15 protein-coding genes are annotated in these 14,619 nt (G+C 67.8%); 14 read left to right on the top strand and 1 reads right to left on the bottom strand.

Going from position 1 to position 14,619, the window contains the following annotated elements:
• The first annotated feature begins 3 nt into the window (after positions 1-3).
• The 13 genes from IPK85_25230 (at position 4) to IPK85_25170 (ending at position 9,433) form a co-directional block, all read left to right on the top strand.
• Positions 4-756 carry a FliA/WhiG family RNA polymerase sigma factor gene (locus tag IPK85_25230; GenBank protein ID MBK8250672.1) on the top strand — a complete coding sequence of 251 codons (753 nt, stop codon included), beginning with the start codon at positions 4-6 and terminating at the stop codon, positions 754-756.
• 5 nt (positions 757-761) lie between these two features.
• On the top strand, positions 762-1,130 hold the full coding sequence (locus IPK85_25225) for a hypothetical protein (GenBank protein ID MBK8250671.1): 369 nt from the start codon (positions 762-764) through the stop codon (positions 1,128-1,130).
• Positions 1,131-1,236: 106 nt separating this feature from the next.
• Positions 1,237-1,932, top strand: coding sequence for a flagellar hook-basal body protein (locus tag IPK85_25220; GenBank protein MBK8250670.1), 696 nt, complete (start codon positions 1,237-1,239; stop codon positions 1,930-1,932).
• Positions 1,933-1,972: 40 nt separating this feature from the next.
• Positions 1,973-2,764, top strand: a complete 792-nt coding sequence (gene flgG, locus IPK85_25215; GenBank protein ID MBK8250669.1) for a flagellar basal-body rod protein FlgG — start codon at positions 1,973-1,975, stop codon at positions 2,762-2,764.
• Positions 2,764-3,315, top strand: coding sequence for a flagellar basal body P-ring formation protein FlgA (gene flgA, locus IPK85_25210; protein MBK8250668.1), 552 nt, complete (start codon positions 2,764-2,766; stop codon positions 3,313-3,315). The genes flgG and flgA overlap by 1 nt, the downstream gene beginning before the upstream one ends.
• Positions 3,312-4,034 carry a flagellar basal body L-ring protein FlgH gene (locus IPK85_25205; protein MBK8250667.1) on the top strand — a complete coding sequence of 241 codons (723 nt, stop codon included), beginning with the start codon at positions 3,312-3,314 and terminating at the stop codon, positions 4,032-4,034. The genes flgA and IPK85_25205 overlap by 4 nt, the downstream gene beginning before the upstream one ends.
• Positions 4,031-5,092, top strand: a complete 1,062-nt coding sequence (locus tag IPK85_25200; protein MBK8250666.1) for a flagellar basal body P-ring protein FlgI — start codon at positions 4,031-4,033, stop codon at positions 5,090-5,092. The genes IPK85_25205 and IPK85_25200 overlap by 4 nt, the downstream gene beginning before the upstream one ends.
• The gene (locus IPK85_25195; GenBank protein ID MBK8250665.1) at positions 5,089-5,388 is read left to right on the top strand and encodes a rod-binding protein; all 300 of its coding nucleotides are present in this window, start codon (positions 5,089-5,091) and stop codon (positions 5,386-5,388) included. The genes IPK85_25200 and IPK85_25195 overlap by 4 nt, the downstream gene beginning before the upstream one ends.
• Positions 5,385-5,921 carry a flagellar export chaperone FlgN gene (gene flgN / locus IPK85_25190; GenBank protein ID MBK8250664.1) on the top strand — a complete coding sequence of 179 codons (537 nt, stop codon included), beginning with the start codon at positions 5,385-5,387 and terminating at the stop codon, positions 5,919-5,921. Before IPK85_25195 ends, flgN begins: the two co-directional genes overlap by 4 nt.
• A 1-nt stretch (position 5,922) precedes the next feature.
• Positions 5,923-7,383, top strand: a complete 1,461-nt coding sequence (gene flgK / locus IPK85_25185; protein ID MBK8250663.1) for a flagellar hook-associated protein FlgK — start codon at positions 5,923-5,925, stop codon at positions 7,381-7,383.
• Between the two features lie 2 nt (positions 7,384-7,385).
• Positions 7,386-7,619: a carbon storage regulator gene (locus tag IPK85_25180; protein ID MBK8250662.1), complete on the top strand. Its 234-nt coding sequence runs from the start codon at positions 7,386-7,388 to the stop codon at positions 7,617-7,619.
• A gap of 82 nt (positions 7,620-7,701) precedes the next feature.
• Entirely contained in the window at positions 7,702-8,559 is an 858-nt protein-coding gene (motA, locus tag IPK85_25175) for a flagellar motor stator protein MotA (protein MBK8250661.1), read from the top strand.
• A 1-nt stretch (position 8,560) separates the two neighbouring features.
• A complete protein-coding gene (locus IPK85_25170; protein MBK8250660.1) occupies positions 8,561-9,433 on the top strand; it encodes an OmpA family protein in 873 nt (290 codons plus the stop codon).
• Here IPK85_25170 and IPK85_25165 read toward each other — a convergent pair.
• Complete coding sequence (locus tag IPK85_25165; protein MBK8250659.1) at positions 9,414-12,713, bottom strand: PD40 domain-containing protein; 3,300 nt, start codon at positions 12,711-12,713, stop codon at positions 9,414-9,416. The genes IPK85_25170 and IPK85_25165 overlap by 20 nt on opposite strands.
• 196 nt (positions 12,714-12,909) lie before the next feature.
• On the opposite strand from IPK85_25165, the gene IPK85_25160 reads away from it, so the two are divergent.
• Positions 12,910-14,616, top strand: coding sequence for an STAS domain-containing protein (locus IPK85_25160; GenBank protein ID MBK8250658.1), 1,707 nt, complete (start codon positions 12,910-12,912; stop codon positions 14,614-14,616).
• Positions 14,617-14,619 lie beyond the last annotated feature (3 nt).

Raw genomic sequence — 14,619 nt, 5'->3', positions numbered from 1 at the left:
TCCATGTCCTCCGACGCCCTCTGGCTCGCATTCGCCGCCGGTGACCTCGCGGCCCGCGACCAGCTGCTCCGCGACAACCTGAACCTTGTCCACCACGTGGCGCGGCAGCTCTCGCGCGCGCTCGCGGCCCCGGCAGACTTTGACGAGTTGGTCTCGTGCGGCACCCTGGGATTAATGAGTGCGCTCGGCGCGTTCGACCCGGCCCGCGGGCTGGCCTTCTCCACCTTCGCCGTGCCCAGGATTCGCGGGGCCATCCTCGACGAGTTGCGGCGCCAGGACCACGTGCCGCGGTCCATCCGACGGAAGACTCGCGACATTGCACAAACGAGGGAAACCCTCACCCGGATCTTCGGGCGACAACCCACCGACGACGAAGTCGCCGAACACCTGGGAATCGACCGCGGGACGCTCTGGCGCTGGCAGACCGATGCCGAGAGTGCGGTCCACGTCTCACTGGATCATTCGAGCTCCGATCACGACGGCCCGGGGCTGCCGCCCGAGTTCCTCAGCGTTGATCCGGACCTGTCCGCCGAAGAGGACCTCAACCGGGAACAGGAGCGGGACCTCCTCAAGGCGGCACTGCGGCAGCTCAAGGACCAGGAGCGCATCGTGTTGACCCTGTACTACTTCGAAGAACTCAAGCTGCACGAGATCGCCGACGTGCTCAGCCTGACCGAGTCCCGCGTGTCGCAGATCCGCACCAAGGCACTCGGTCGCCTGCGCTCCCAGCTCGCCTCCTTCCGCACCCCCGCCTGACGCCAATGCGTACCCTCTCACACCTCCTCGATCTGATCACCAGCGACCCGTTGACCCTCACGGCCACCGGCGTACTGGCGGTCGCGGTTGTCGGCCTGCTCCTCGTCATCAGTTGGCCGTCGACCGACGTGCCTGCAAATCCCACCTCCAGAGCCGCACGCTCGGCCGCCGCGCGGTCGCTTGCCGCCGAGGGGCATGCCCCGATCGACATCGCGCGCCGTACCGGCCTCTCGCGCGACGGCCTGTCCCTTCTATTGAATGGTCGGACGCAGGGAGCCCGGCAAATGCCGCCCACTTCGGCAGGAACTTCCTTCCTGTCACGGTGGAGGGCCCGACGGTCGAGCGCCTCACACGGACCGCAAGTCGTTGCGTGACAACCTGTTACACAACTTCACGATTTTCAGGGCGACCGGCACACCGGTTGCCCTTTGTGTTTGCAGTGATCGCGCCTGCCTCCCTCCCGTACCCCGAGTAACCCCGATGCCGACCGACGGAATCGCCAGCGCTGCCAGCGCGCTCCGCTACTGGGAGCGGCGTCAGGAGGTCGCAGCGCACAACCTGGCCAACGCGAACACGGATGGGTTCAAGTCGCAGCGTGCCTTTGCCCAGCTGGTCGGCACCTCGGAACTGGCGATCGGTGCACAGACGGACTGGAGCGAGGGAAGCCTGACGACGACGCGCAATCCGCTCGACCTCGCGGTTCGCGGCCAGGCCTTCCTTGTGGTCAACACGCCGGACGGCGAGCGGTATAGCCGCGGCGGCTCCTGGAGTGTGGATCGCGAGGGGTTCCTGACCGATGCCAACGGACACCGCGCACTTGGCGAGAAGGGCCCGATCCCGGTGCGAGGCAGCGACATCTCCATTGATCGGACCGGTCGTGTGGCCGTCGATGACGTCTGGGTCGATCGGCTGCGGGTCGAGACGGTTGCCCCCAACACCCCGCTGCCGCACCAGGATGGCGTGTTGTGGGTCCCTCCCGCAACGCGCACGGTACAACCGATGGACGCCCGTGACGTCCGGCAGGGGCACCTGGAAGCCAGCAACGTCGCCCCGATCAACGAGATGGTCGACATGATCTCCATCCAGCGCAACTACGCGTTTGCGCAGAAGGCGATCACGGTGCTCGACGACATTCGCTCCACGATCACGCACGACCTGGCCAAGCCGCTGGGCTGACCGCCCCTCCCCACCGTTCACCTGCGACCCGGTACCCCGCATGAATCCCGCCCTTCGCGCCTCCGCCACCGGCATGGCCGCCCAGCAGCTCCGCACCGAGGTCATTGCCAACAACCTCGCGAACGTCAACACGACGGCGTTCAAGCGGAGCCGCGCGCACTTCGAGGACCTCCTGTACCAGACGGTGCAGAACCCCGCCGTGCTCGGTACCCCGGACGCCAACACGAGCCCGGCGATCCAGGTCGGGCGCGGCACGCGGCTCAATGCGGTGCAGCGGATGCATGCGCAGGGACCGGTCGAACAGACCAACCGCGAACTCGACCTGGCCATCGAGGGTCAGGGGTTCTTCCAGGTCCAGCTGCCCAGTGGGGCCGTGGCCTACACGCGAGATGGCTCCTTCAGCATCTCCGACACCGGCACCCTGGTCACGTCCGCTGGCTACGCCGTGGTCCCCGGCATCAAGCTGCCGACGGATGCCTCCGAGTTGTCGATCTCATCCAACGGCACCGTGTCCGTTCAGCAAGGCAACGACACGACCCGCGTCGTCGAGGTTGGCCGCATTGAGCTGGCGCGGTTCATGAACCCCACGGGACTCACCGCACTCGGCGAGAACCTCTACAGCGAGACGCCGGCCTCCGGGGCACCGATTGTCGGGTTTCCGCAGGACGACGCCTTCGGCCGCGTACTGCAGGGGCACCTGGAAGGCAGCAACGTGGAAATCGTGCAGGAGATGGTCGACATGATCACGTCCATGCGCGCGTACGAGATCAACTCCAAGGCCATCAAGAACGCCGAGGAGATGATGCAGGTGGCTAACAACATGGTGCGGTAATGCGCCTCCGCCAACGTGCCACACGCGGCGTCCCGGTCATCCCCGGGGCGATCGCCGCACCCGGCGTGTTGCGGGTGGCGGCCGTCCTGGGCCTCCTCCTCGGCGCGGTCGCCGACGTCCCGGCGCAGGACCGGGCGGCCACCACGTCCTGCGCGGACTGCCAGACTTTTCTTGCCCCGGTCGCGACGCGCCACCTCCCACGTGGAACGGTGCTCAGCGAGAGCGACCTGAGGGTCGCGCGCGTCGCGGTCCGGGGCCTGCACGCCGACCTCCCCGGAACACTCTCGGGATGGGTCACACGGCGCACGATCCGCGCTGGGGAAGTCCTTCGACCGCCGGCCATCGCCCGGCGACCGCTGGTTCCAAGGGGCAGCACGGTCGACGTGGCGATTCGCGTGGGAGAGGTCGAGGTGATGACGCGCGGCGTCGCGACCCGCGATGCCGAGATGGACGATGCCGTGGCGGTGCGCCTCGGCCCTAAACGTACCGTGCAGGGTCGGGTCCAGGGACCGGGCCACGTCCTGCTCATTGACTCCCTGAGGACCCCATGATTCACCATTGCGATGTCGTCACGACGCCACGCCGTGTGACCGTGATTCCCGCCGTCCCGCCGGCCGCGCGTCGGCGGCGCGCCTGGGGCCCCCTCGCCATCCTCGGCGGCGTCCTGCTGCTGATGGCCAGCGCGGCGCGTGCCATGGGCGCACAGCAGGGTGCCGCTCGCCCCGATTCGGCCAAGGCCCCCGTGGCGCGCCTCACGAACTGGACCTCCGATCGTCGGGCGTTTGGCGTCGGCGACATCCTGCAAGTGTGGGTCGACGAATACGCGCTGGCCGAGGCCAACAAATCGACGGCCAACACGGCCTCACGCCGGCGCCGCATGGATGTCGGCCTCACCCCGCCGGCCATGCCGGGCGCGGCCGCCCCGCTCGGAGCCATCGACGCCTCGATCGAGACCGGCGATGGCGGCGACTCGCGCCAGCGCGGCAACGCGACCCGCGACACCCGCTACGTCGGTGAACTTGCCGTCCGGATCATCGCCGTGACCCCTGAAGGACTGCTGCAGGTGCGCGGTACCAAGACCATCGACGTCGACAAGAACAAGACCACCCTCACGATCGCCGGGTTCGTGCGCCCGATCGACGTCGGGGCTCGCGACATCATCCGCTCCGAGGCCATTGCCGACGCGCAGATCAGCTACGCCGCGCCGAAGGGACTGGGCAAGCCGAAAAACGGGATCATCAGCAAGCTCCTCGGGCTGTTCTGGCCATGAAGACGCTCCTGACCGTGGTGCGGACCCTCCTCGTCGCGGGGCTTCTCTTCGGCCCCGGGGCAGCCGCCGCCCAGCGTGTGCCGGTGCGCGACCTGGTGGTCGACGATCAGGGCGTCCCGCTGCGGCTGGTTGGGTACGGCCTCGTCACCGGACTCGCCGGGACGGGGGACATCGCCTACACCGGGCGCAACGCCCAGCACACCGTGCAGTCGGTGGCCAACTTGCTGCGGCGTTTTGACATTATCGTGCCTCCGGAGCTACTCCGCACGCGCAATGTCGCCGCGGTCCTCGTTACCGCGGAAGTTTCCCCGTGGCTGCGCCCCGGCGGTCGTTTTGACGTCCACGTGAGTTCCGTCGGCGATGCACGCTCGCTCCGCGATGGCGTCTTGTGGATGACCCCACTGGTCGCTGAAGTGGGCGGCACCGCCATGGGCACGGCCCAGGGCGCCCTGCTGATCGAGGATGGAGACCTCGTGAGGCGACGGGTCGGATGGACTGGGGCCAGCGGCCGCATTGTCGGCGGAGGCGTGGTCGAGGCCGAGCTGCCGCGACCGGCCTTTGCTACCGCCACGCGCCTCATCCTCCGGAGCCCCGACATCGGCACGGCTGCCCGCATTGCCGCGACGATCGACTCGGTCGTGGGCAAGGAAACGGCCAAGGTGGAGGATCCCGGCGCCATCACCTTGACCATTCCGGACAGCGCCGGCGGCCCGGCCATGGCGCTCGAGCGCATTCGCAACCTGACTGTTGAGCTGCGCCGACCGGCGCGCATCGTGATTGACCAACGCAATGGCACGGTCGTCGCGGGTGGCGACCTGACCCTCGGCCCCGGCCTGGTCAGCGTCGGCGGCATCTCGCTGTCCATTGGGGGCGTCCCCGTGGATACCATCGCCGCCGCGGCCGCCACGCCCAACGGGCTGCGCATGCCCACCGGGGCGACGGTGCAGCAGCTTGCGGCCGCGCTCCACGCCGTCCGCACACCACCGCAGCTCGTGGCGCAGGTCTTTGAAGCGCTGCGGACCGTTGGCGCACTCTCCGCGGAGGTCGTGGCCCGATGACCATTCCCACCATTGCTCCCACCGGCCCGGTCGCGCCGTCGGCTGATGAACAGCGCCTCGCGCACGCCGTAAGGCAGCTCGAAGGCGTGTTTGTCGAGCAGCTCTTCAAGGCGATGCGGGAGACCGTGCCCACCGATGGACTGACCAACGGCGGAGCGGGCGAAGAGATGTTCAACAGCCTCATGGACCAACACCTGGCCGCCCTGGTTCCCCAGGAGTGGCCGAGCACCTTCGCCGACGCCCTCGTCGAGCGCTTTCGCGCCGCCGGCGCTCTCTCGACCACACCGCCCCAATGATGGCCGTCCCCGTCTATCCCACCGCTGATACCCCCGCGACGGCGGTGGCCAACTGGCCGACGCTGATCAGCGGACTCACGGATGCGCTCGTCTCCGAGCGCCGCCTCATCGAGGAGTTGGTGACCGCCATGCACCAGCAGCGCGAGGCGGTCGCCGCGGATGACCTGGCGGCCATCGACGATTCGGTCTTCGCGGTCCAGCGGATCCTCTTGACGTTAGGCGAGGCACGCAAGCGCCGGCGCACCCTCAATGCGCGTCTGGGCCAGCCCGAGGCGCTCGCCTTGCGTGACCTGCTCGAGCGGCTCGGGCCCCATGCCACCGAAGCCCTGCGTGTCGCGCGGGACGAACTGCAGGGTGCCGCCCAACGCTTGGCCCGCGAGGTCGCGACCAATCGCCAATTGCTCCGCGAGGCCCTCGCGACCGGCGAGGACATGGTGCGCGCCCTGGCCGGCGTCCCGGACCAGAAGGTCGGCTACGGTCCCGCGAACGCGTCGGGCGGTGGCCAGGCCTACCTCGTCAACCGGCGCGCCTGACGTGTCGACCTTCGGGAGCATCCTCAGCATCGCGCGGACGGCGATCTCCGCCCACCAGACCGCGCTGCAGACGGTATCGCACAACCTCGCCAATGCTGAGACCGAGGGCTACTCCCGGCAGCGCGCCGAGCTGGTCGCGCGATGGCCGCAGGCGTTCTCGTTCGGCAATGTCGGGACCGGTGCCACGGTCTCCAATGTCATCCGGCTCCGCTCGGAACATCTCGACAACAGCTACCGACGCGAAGTTGGCACGCGCGACGCGTTCCTGCTGCGCTACGACGTGCTCGCGGAAGCGGAACAGGTGTTGGCCGAACCCAGCGACAACGGACTCTCGACCACCCTGGACCAGTTCTGGAACGCGTGGAGCGACTTGTCCAATGCGCCGTCGAGCCCGGCGGCACAGAGTGTGGTGCGTCAACGGGGCATCCAGCTGGCGACGTCGCTGAATTCGTACGCCACGCGCCTGGCCGACCTCTCCACCCGGACGCGCTCGCGACTCGGGGAGACGGTGGCCGAGATCAATGTCCTTGCCGGGCAACTCGGAGACCTCAATCGGCAGATCACCTCGGCGGAAGTGGGCGGGTTGCAGGCACCGGACCTGCGCGATGCGCGAGACCGCATCGCCGACCGACTGGCACAGATCGCAGGGGCGCGCACCGAGATCCAGGCCAACGGGACGATGGCGGTCTACATTCGCTCCACGATGCTGGTGGACGCGACGAATGCGCGTACCCTCGAGCTCCGGGGCGGGACGACCGTCTCGCTCGGCCTGAAGGGTGACCCCGATCCACTCGTGGGTGTGACCGGCCCACTGCAAGCCATGGTCGACGTCATTAACGTCGACTTGCCCGCGCTGACCGCGCGCCTCGATGGTTTCGCGCGGGGCCTGGTCAACGGCGTCAACGAGTACCACCGCAGCGGGTGGACGACCGCGGGCGACGCGTTAGGCGGCAGCAACTGGAACCCGGTCAACGGCCCCACCGGCTCGATGGTGGACTTCTTCGACCCGGCCTGGACCACCGCCGGCGGGATCCGACTCTCAGCGGCCGTCACCACCAGCGCCGCCGTGATCGCAGCCGGTGACGCACAAAATGCGGCGGGGAACAACAACGTCGCGCTGGCCCTGTCTGCGTTGCGCGACGATAGCGGCATGGCTGCCCTGCAAGCTCGGCTGGGGGCCAATTTCGCCACGGTCATCGGCTTCGCCACAGGGGAGTCGTATATCGACCATCATGCCCAGACGATCTCCGGACTCGGGGTGTCGGTCGCTGACGCGTCGCACCAGCACGAGGTCTACGACGCGCTGACCAAGCAGGCAGATAACCGCCGGGCGTCCGTGGCCGGGGTCTCGATTGACGAGGAACTCACACTCCTGATGCGACACCAGCAGGCGTACGCGGCCGCCACCAAGCTCGTCCAGACGGCCGACGAGATGGCCGCCGCCATTCTCGCGATGGTGTAGCGATGTTGATTCTCAGCCGAAAGCCCGGGGATGCCGTCATGATCGACGGCGGCATTCGCATTGTCGTCCTGGCGAGCGATCGCCGGGGCGTGCGCCTGGGCATCGACGCGCCGTCGCATGTCTCGATTGTTCGTGAGGAGATCGCGAGTCAGGTCGCGGACCAGAATCGCCGGGCTGGCGCCGACGCGGCGGCCCGCGACCTGATTGGCGGCGTAAAGCCACGCGCGTCGCCCTGACGGCCAGGACTCACCCCGGCGTGCCCATGCGCCGATACTCCGAAGTGCCCCACTCTTTCGTTCACCCGCCTCTCCCCGTCGCGTGTTCCAGATCATCGGCCTCGTGGTCGTCCTCGGCTCCGTCATTGCGGGGTACGTGCTGCACCACGGCAAGCTCGCGGTGCTCTGGCAACCAACCGAGTTCATCATTATCGGCGGCGCCGGCATCGGTGCGTTCATCCTGGCCAACCCGCCGACGGTCATCAAGCAGTCCATTTCGGCCTCCATCGCCGCCCTCAAGCCGAATCCCTTTACTAAGAAGTCGTACGGGGAGTTGCTGCAGGTCCTGTTCGAGGTCTTCCAGACGGCGCGCAAGGACGGCCTGATCGCCCTGGAACCCCACATCGAGGACCCGAAGAAGAGTGCGATCTTCTCGAAGTACAAGGGATTCCTGCATCACCACCACGCGGTCGTATTCCTCTGCGATACACTCAAGGTGTTGTTGACGGGTGCCGTCGAGGATCATCACCTGGCGGAGATCCTCGACCTGGACCTCGAGCGACACCACGAGGAAGAGCACCAGGTCCCCAATGCCATCACCCTGATGGGCGACGCGATGCCGGGCTTCGGGATCGTCGCCGCCGTGCTCGGCGTGGTCATCACGATGGGCTCGATCGGTGGCGCGGCATCGGAAATCGGCAACAAAGTCGCCGCGGCCCTCGTGGGAACGTTCCTGGGCATTCTCCTCGCCTACGGGATGATCGGCCCGTTTGCCAAGTCCGTCGAGGCGCGCCAGCGCGCCGAGGGACAGTACATGGCCTGCATCCGCACGGCGCTCCTCTCGTTTGCACGCGGCGACGCGCCGATGACCTGCGTCGAGTTTGCCCGTCGCAACATCGAACCCGCAGACCGGCCCTCGTTCGCCGAGTTGGAAGGGCTGACGCGCAAGAAGGCAGCGTAACGTGGCCAAGGGTGGCGGCAAGACCATCATCATCAAGAAGATCAAGAAGGGCGGCCATGGCCACCACGGCGGCTCCTGGAAGGTGGCCTACGCCGACTTCGTGACCGCCATGATGGCCTTCTTCATGGTGATGTGGATCCTCGGCATGGACGAGAACACCAAGAAGGCGATCGAGGGGTACTTCTCCAACCCGATCGGCTTTAAGAAGGGGTACTCGTCCGGCTCGAGTCCGCTGGCCAGTGGATCATCCCCGGCCTCCGTGCAGCGCGAGGCGATGCAGGTCGCCCTGCGCTCGCTCGAGGAACGCCGTTTTGAGGAGATCAAGCGCGTGCTCACCGGCAAGATGGACTCGATCGCCGGCGACGGGCTCATGACCTCCAACATCGAGATCACGATCACCAACGCGGGGCTGCGGATCGAGATGCTGGAGAACTCGCGCGGCAACACCTTCTTCGAGGTGGGTTCCGCCAGCATGAAGGACATCGGCGCCACGGCCCTCGGCGTCATCGCCGGCCAGCTGAACGAGATGGACAACCCAATGGTGATCGAGGGGCACACCGACGCGCGCCCCTACGGCCGGGTGGACTACACCAACTGGGAGTTGTCGGGCGACCGCGCCAACGCGGCGCGGCGGATCCTTGAGCGCAGCGGCATCCCGCCGGCGCGGATCGTCGAGGTCAATGGCCTCGCGGACCGCCAGCTCAAGTACCCGGGCGACCCGCAGAATCCCTCGAACCGGCGGATCTCGATCCTCCTCCCCTACACCACGGTGCCGGAGCCGCGCTCGGTGGATGCGTTGCGGAGCCAGATCGAAGGCGCGGCCCGCGACAGTGCGATCCGCGATGCCGCGCCCGCTACCGGACCCCCGCGTTGACCTGTGGTGCCGGCTGCCGCCAGGGCTGCGGCGGCAGGGCCCGCTGACGCGGCCACACCTCGTCCAGCGTGTTGCCGTCGTAGAGCCGTCCATTCCGCATCACCCACCGCACGGTGTTGGTATTGCGAATGTTGACCAGCGGATCCGCGTCCAGCACGACCAGGTCGGCCAGCTTCCCCGGTTCGACGGAGCCAAGGTCGCGCTCGAGGCCGAGGGCCGTGGCCCCCATGAGCGTGGCCACCCGGAGGGCATCGTGGTTGGACAAACCACCAGATGCCACCGTCCAGAGCTCCCAGTGATACCCGAGCCCCTGCAGCTGCCCATGGCTCCCGATCCCCGCCTTGCCGCCCGCGGCCACCAGGTCGCGGATGACCTTCGCGTGTTCCTTGAAATGGAACTCCTCGTCCATGAACCACCCCGCCGGGCCTGGTGAGCCCCCGGCGCCGGTGCCTCGACGCCGCGTCTTCGCGTCCAGGTCATCATCCGGCGTAAAGCGACGCAGCTTGGGATCCTTGTTGGGGTTCTCGCGCGTGTAGTACCAGTTCTCGGCCCACGGCCCACCATAGGTCACCAGCAGGGTCGGGGTCGACACGGTGCCCGACGTGGCGAACAACTTGAGGACATCGTCGAACAACGGCGTGATCGGGAGGTTGTGCTCGATCCCCGCATACCCGTCGAGCGCCATCGTGATGTTGGTGCGGAAGGCCAGCCCCGCCTCGGTGGTCGGCATCAACTTGAGCTCGCGCGCCGCCATCATGATCCACTGGCGGATCTGCCGGTTGCCCGCGCCGTACATCTTGATCGTCTTCGTGTCGTAGTACTCGCTATATCTCTTGAGGACGTTCCGCGCCTGCTCCAACGAGCGGATGCGTTCACCGGCGAAGATCCCCGGCCCGGTCGAGTAGATCCGCGGACCCACCAGCTCACCTACCGTGACGCGATCGGCATACGACAGCACGTCGGTCGACCCGGTCTGGGGATCGCGCGTCGTCGTCACGCCATAGGCCAGGTTGGCCAGCAACGCCCACGGCTGCACCGTGTGGATGTCTGGCGAGTGCCGAAAGTGCGCATGGGTGTCCACGAAGCCCGGCACGATCGTCTTGCCACGCACATCGATGATGCGCGCGCCCGCGGGCACTGGCACACTCCCGCGGCGCCCGACGCCCACGATGCGGTTGTCGCGCACGACCACGTCCGCTCCGGCCAGCACCTCGGTGCCCCGCATCGTGATCACGCGTGCCCCACGCAACACGACGGCCCCACGCGGGGTGTCCCGATTCCCCGTCACCTGGACGCGAACTTCTGTGGGCTTGTAGGCCGCGGCGGAATCACGTGCCGTGCGCCGCGTCGTGTCGGCCGCCGCCGCCCGTCGCGCCGTCCGCACCGAGTCATCAACGGCCTGCGCACGATCCAGGTCATACGTCACCAGCGCATTGCCAATCGACCAATGCACCACACGGCCATTGGACTGCCACGCCGGAAACTCCCCGCCAATGTCCGAGAGCTTGCGGACCGGCGTGGCTGCATTGTCGGGGTTGGCCACCGAGATCACCGGGACCGGTCCACCCACTTGCGGCACCACCACCGTGTAGAAGTCCGACCCGACCTGGGCGAGGGCGAGATCGCCGCGTGGCGCCATCCGTACGGTAGAGGCGCTCGGGGCTTGCCCGCCGCCAGGGCCGGCCTGGCCGGTCACCCGCACATGCTGCCGAAGGTCGGTCCCGTCCCACCGGAACGAGACCAACCCCTCACCGCCGCCATAGGCATGGATCCGCGTCGCGTCGCTGGTGAAGTGGGGGTCGCCCAGCCCGCCGGCCCCCCGAATGCGCGTCACCGGACCGCCATCGGCACTTACCCATACAAAGCGCGCCGCCTGCCCGCCTCCAAAGCGCTGCAGCGCATCGCGAAGTTCCCGCGCATCCGCCTGCATGGCGACGATGCGGCCCCCATCTGGGGCCCACTGCGTCGCATAATAGGTTGCCGTCTCGTTGGTCAGACGGACCGGCTGGCCCGTACCGTCGGACCGGACCTTGTGGATGTGACCACCGGTCGTCGTCCAGGTGACGTAGGCGATCCACTGCCCATCCGGCGACCACGCCGGATGATGTTCGCCTTCCGCGCTCCCGACCACGCGACGCGGCGTGCCCGAAGGCAGGTCCATCACCCACAGGTCGCCGAACGCTGAGAAGGCCAGCCGCCGCCCATCGGGCGACGGCACCCCGTCGCGGATCTGCGACGCGACGATCGTCGGCGTGTCCTCGATCGGGTACTGGAACTTCACCTCCGGCCCAATGGCCACGTCGACGTCAATCGAGAACGGAATCTTCGACGGCGCCGAGCCGTCCACCGGCACACGCCAGATCTCGCCACCATAGCTCATCACGATCGCCCGGCTGTCCGGCGTGAAGTCGTAACCGGGCAACGCATCAATCTCGAGCATCGACTCCTGGTTGTCGCGCTGGATCGGGTACGCGAGCCACCGTTCCTCTCCCGTCGCCAGCTCGCGCAGACGCAAGCCGGTCTTCTCCTCGTACCGGCTGCCGTAGGCGAGCCACTTGCCGTCCGGGGAGACGGCCGGTCGGAAGGCGGACCCATACCGCGCCGTCATCGTCGTCGCCGTGCCCAGCTGCCGATCGTACTGCGCCAGCTGGTATTGCGGAAAGATGGCGTTGTAGGTCCACGTCGCCTGTCGGGTTGCGTACCACATGTTGCGGCCGTCGGGCGAGAAGGTCGCCCCAATGGCCGACAGCGGGGCCGGCTCGCGGATGACCTGCACCCCCGCCCCACCGTCCACGTGATAGAAGAAGATCTTCGGGGCGCCCTGCCCCGAGCGCGTCACGGCCAGGTACTTGCCATCCGGCGTCCACTCTGGTGACACGTACATGTCGTCGGAGGTCTTCGACAGCTGCACGGTGTCGCGACCGTCGGCGCCCATGACCCAGAGGTTGTCGCCACCGCTGCGGTCGCTGAGGAACGCGATGCGTCGGCCGTCGGGACTGAACCGCGGCTGTGCGTCGTGCGCCAATCCACTCGTCAGGCGCGTGGCCGACCCGCCGGCGATCGGAATGGTGTAGATGTCGCCGAGGAAGTCCAGGACGATACGCTGGCCATCCGGGCTCACGTCGACCGAGATCCATGAGCCCCGGGTGGCGGTGTACGTCAGGCGCCGTGCCGCCTGGAGCGGCAAACCCGCGCGCGGCGGCGTCTGGCCCGCCGTGAGCTGTGGCAGGAGAAGCGCGGCAACCAACAAGCGAGTAGCGACGCGAACAGCGCGAGTCATCAGGGCAGCTCCGAAAAGGACGCAGTCCCCGGAAGTTCGCGCGCGACACACCCCCCCGCCATGCCGGTGTCACATCGCGTGGTCGGGCGTGACGAGCCGCGCGATACGCAGCGTCACCCGCACGCTCCGCACGGGAACCGGCGTGGCGCTGAACCCATTTCCCACCGCCCCGCCGTCTCCAGCCGAGTCATCGTAGATTGTCACGGTGCGCGACCTCGTCCCGAAACTCGCGACGACCCTGCAGGGGTACTCACGCCCCCAACTCGCCAGCGACCTTCTGGCCGGCACGATCGTGGGTATCGTGGCCCTGCCGCTGGCCATTGCCTTCGCCATTGCCAGTGGGGTGACGCCCCAGGCCGGCCTGATCACCGCCATCATCGCCGGCTTCCTGATCTCCGCCCTCGGTGGATCGCGGGTGCAGATCGGGGGGCCGACCGGCGCCTTTGTCGTGATCATCTACGGCATCGTACAGGAGTACGGGATCGACGGACTGCGCGTGGCCACCACGCTGGCCGGGTTGATGCTCATCGCCATGGGCATCGCGCGGATGGGGCTGGTCATCAAGTTCATCCCGCAGCCGCTCATCACGGGCTTCACGTCGGGGATCGCGGTGATCATTGCCCTCGGCCAGGTGAAGGACGCCCTCGGCCTCTCGATGGGCCCCGTGCCGGCGGAGTTCTTCGCCAAGGTGGAGGCCTACGCTCAGAATGTCGGCTCGACCAACCCGTGGGCTATCGGAATCACGTGCCTCGCCGGTGCCATCCTCCTGCTGTGGCCGCGCATCAGTCGCCGGATCCCTGCCCCGTTGGTCGCGTTGATCGTCACGACCGTGGTTGTTCAGGCGTTCCAGCTCCCGGTGGAGACCATCGGGTCCCGCTTTGGCGCGTTGACCCTTGAGCTGCCGATGCCGCGGCCGCCAGCCATCACCCTGTCGGAAGCCACCCGCCTCATCTCGCCAGCCTTTGCCCTCGCCCTGCTGGGAGCCATCGAATCGCTCCTCTCCGCCGTCGTCGCCGATGGGATGATCGGCTCACGCCATCGATCCAACATGGAACTTGTCGCCCAAGGGATCGCGAACGTGGCGTCGGCCACCTTCGGCGGGATCCCGGCGACCGGGGCCATCGCACGGACGGCGACAAACATCAAGAACGGCGCGCGAACGCCCGTCGCAGGGATGTGGCACGCGGTGGTCCTCCTCCTCATCACAGTCCTCTTTGGCCGGTGGGCCTCCTTGATCCCTCTGGCGACCCTCGCCGCCATCCTGCTCCTCGTCGCGTACCACATGAGCGAGTGGCAGAACTTCGTCGATGACCTGCGCGCGCCACGGGCCGACGTCGCCGTCCTGTTGGTGTCATTCCTGTTGACCGTGGTGGTCGACCTCACGGTGGCGATCGAGGTCGGGATGGTCCTGGCCTCGTTCCTGTTCATGTACCGGATGGCGGATACCACCGGAGTGAACCCGATGCGGCGCGCCTTGCAGGACGAGGCCGCGGGCAGTGACCGCGAGCTGTCCGCCGTGGCGATACCGGACGGGGTTGAGGTCTTCGAAGTAAGCGGAGCCTTCTTCTTCGGGGCCGCTGAACGTTTCAAGGACACATTGGCACAGGTGGCGCGCCGTCCGAAGGTCCTGATCATCCGCATGCGCGAGGTCACGCTGCTCGACGCCACCGCCCTGCGTGCGCTACGAGATGTCGTCCGTCGCAGTCGCGCCGAACGGATCCTGGTCCTCGTCGCGGAGGTGCATGCGCAGCCCCGGCTGGCCCTCGAGCGCTCGGCACTATGGCCTGAGCTTGGCGGCGACGCAGTCTTCCTGACGCTGGAGGATGCGCTGGACCACGCCCGGCACTGGATCGCGGGGCGCACGCCAACCCCACTGGCGACCCCGGTCACGGGGCCGCGTTAGGCG

The sequence above is a fragment of the Gemmatimonadota bacterium genome, assembly GCA_016712265.1.
Classification (GTDB): Bacteria; Gemmatimonadota; Gemmatimonadetes; order Gemmatimonadales; family Gemmatimonadaceae; genus RBC101.
This window is presented reverse-complemented; position numbering and strand designations above follow the sequence as displayed.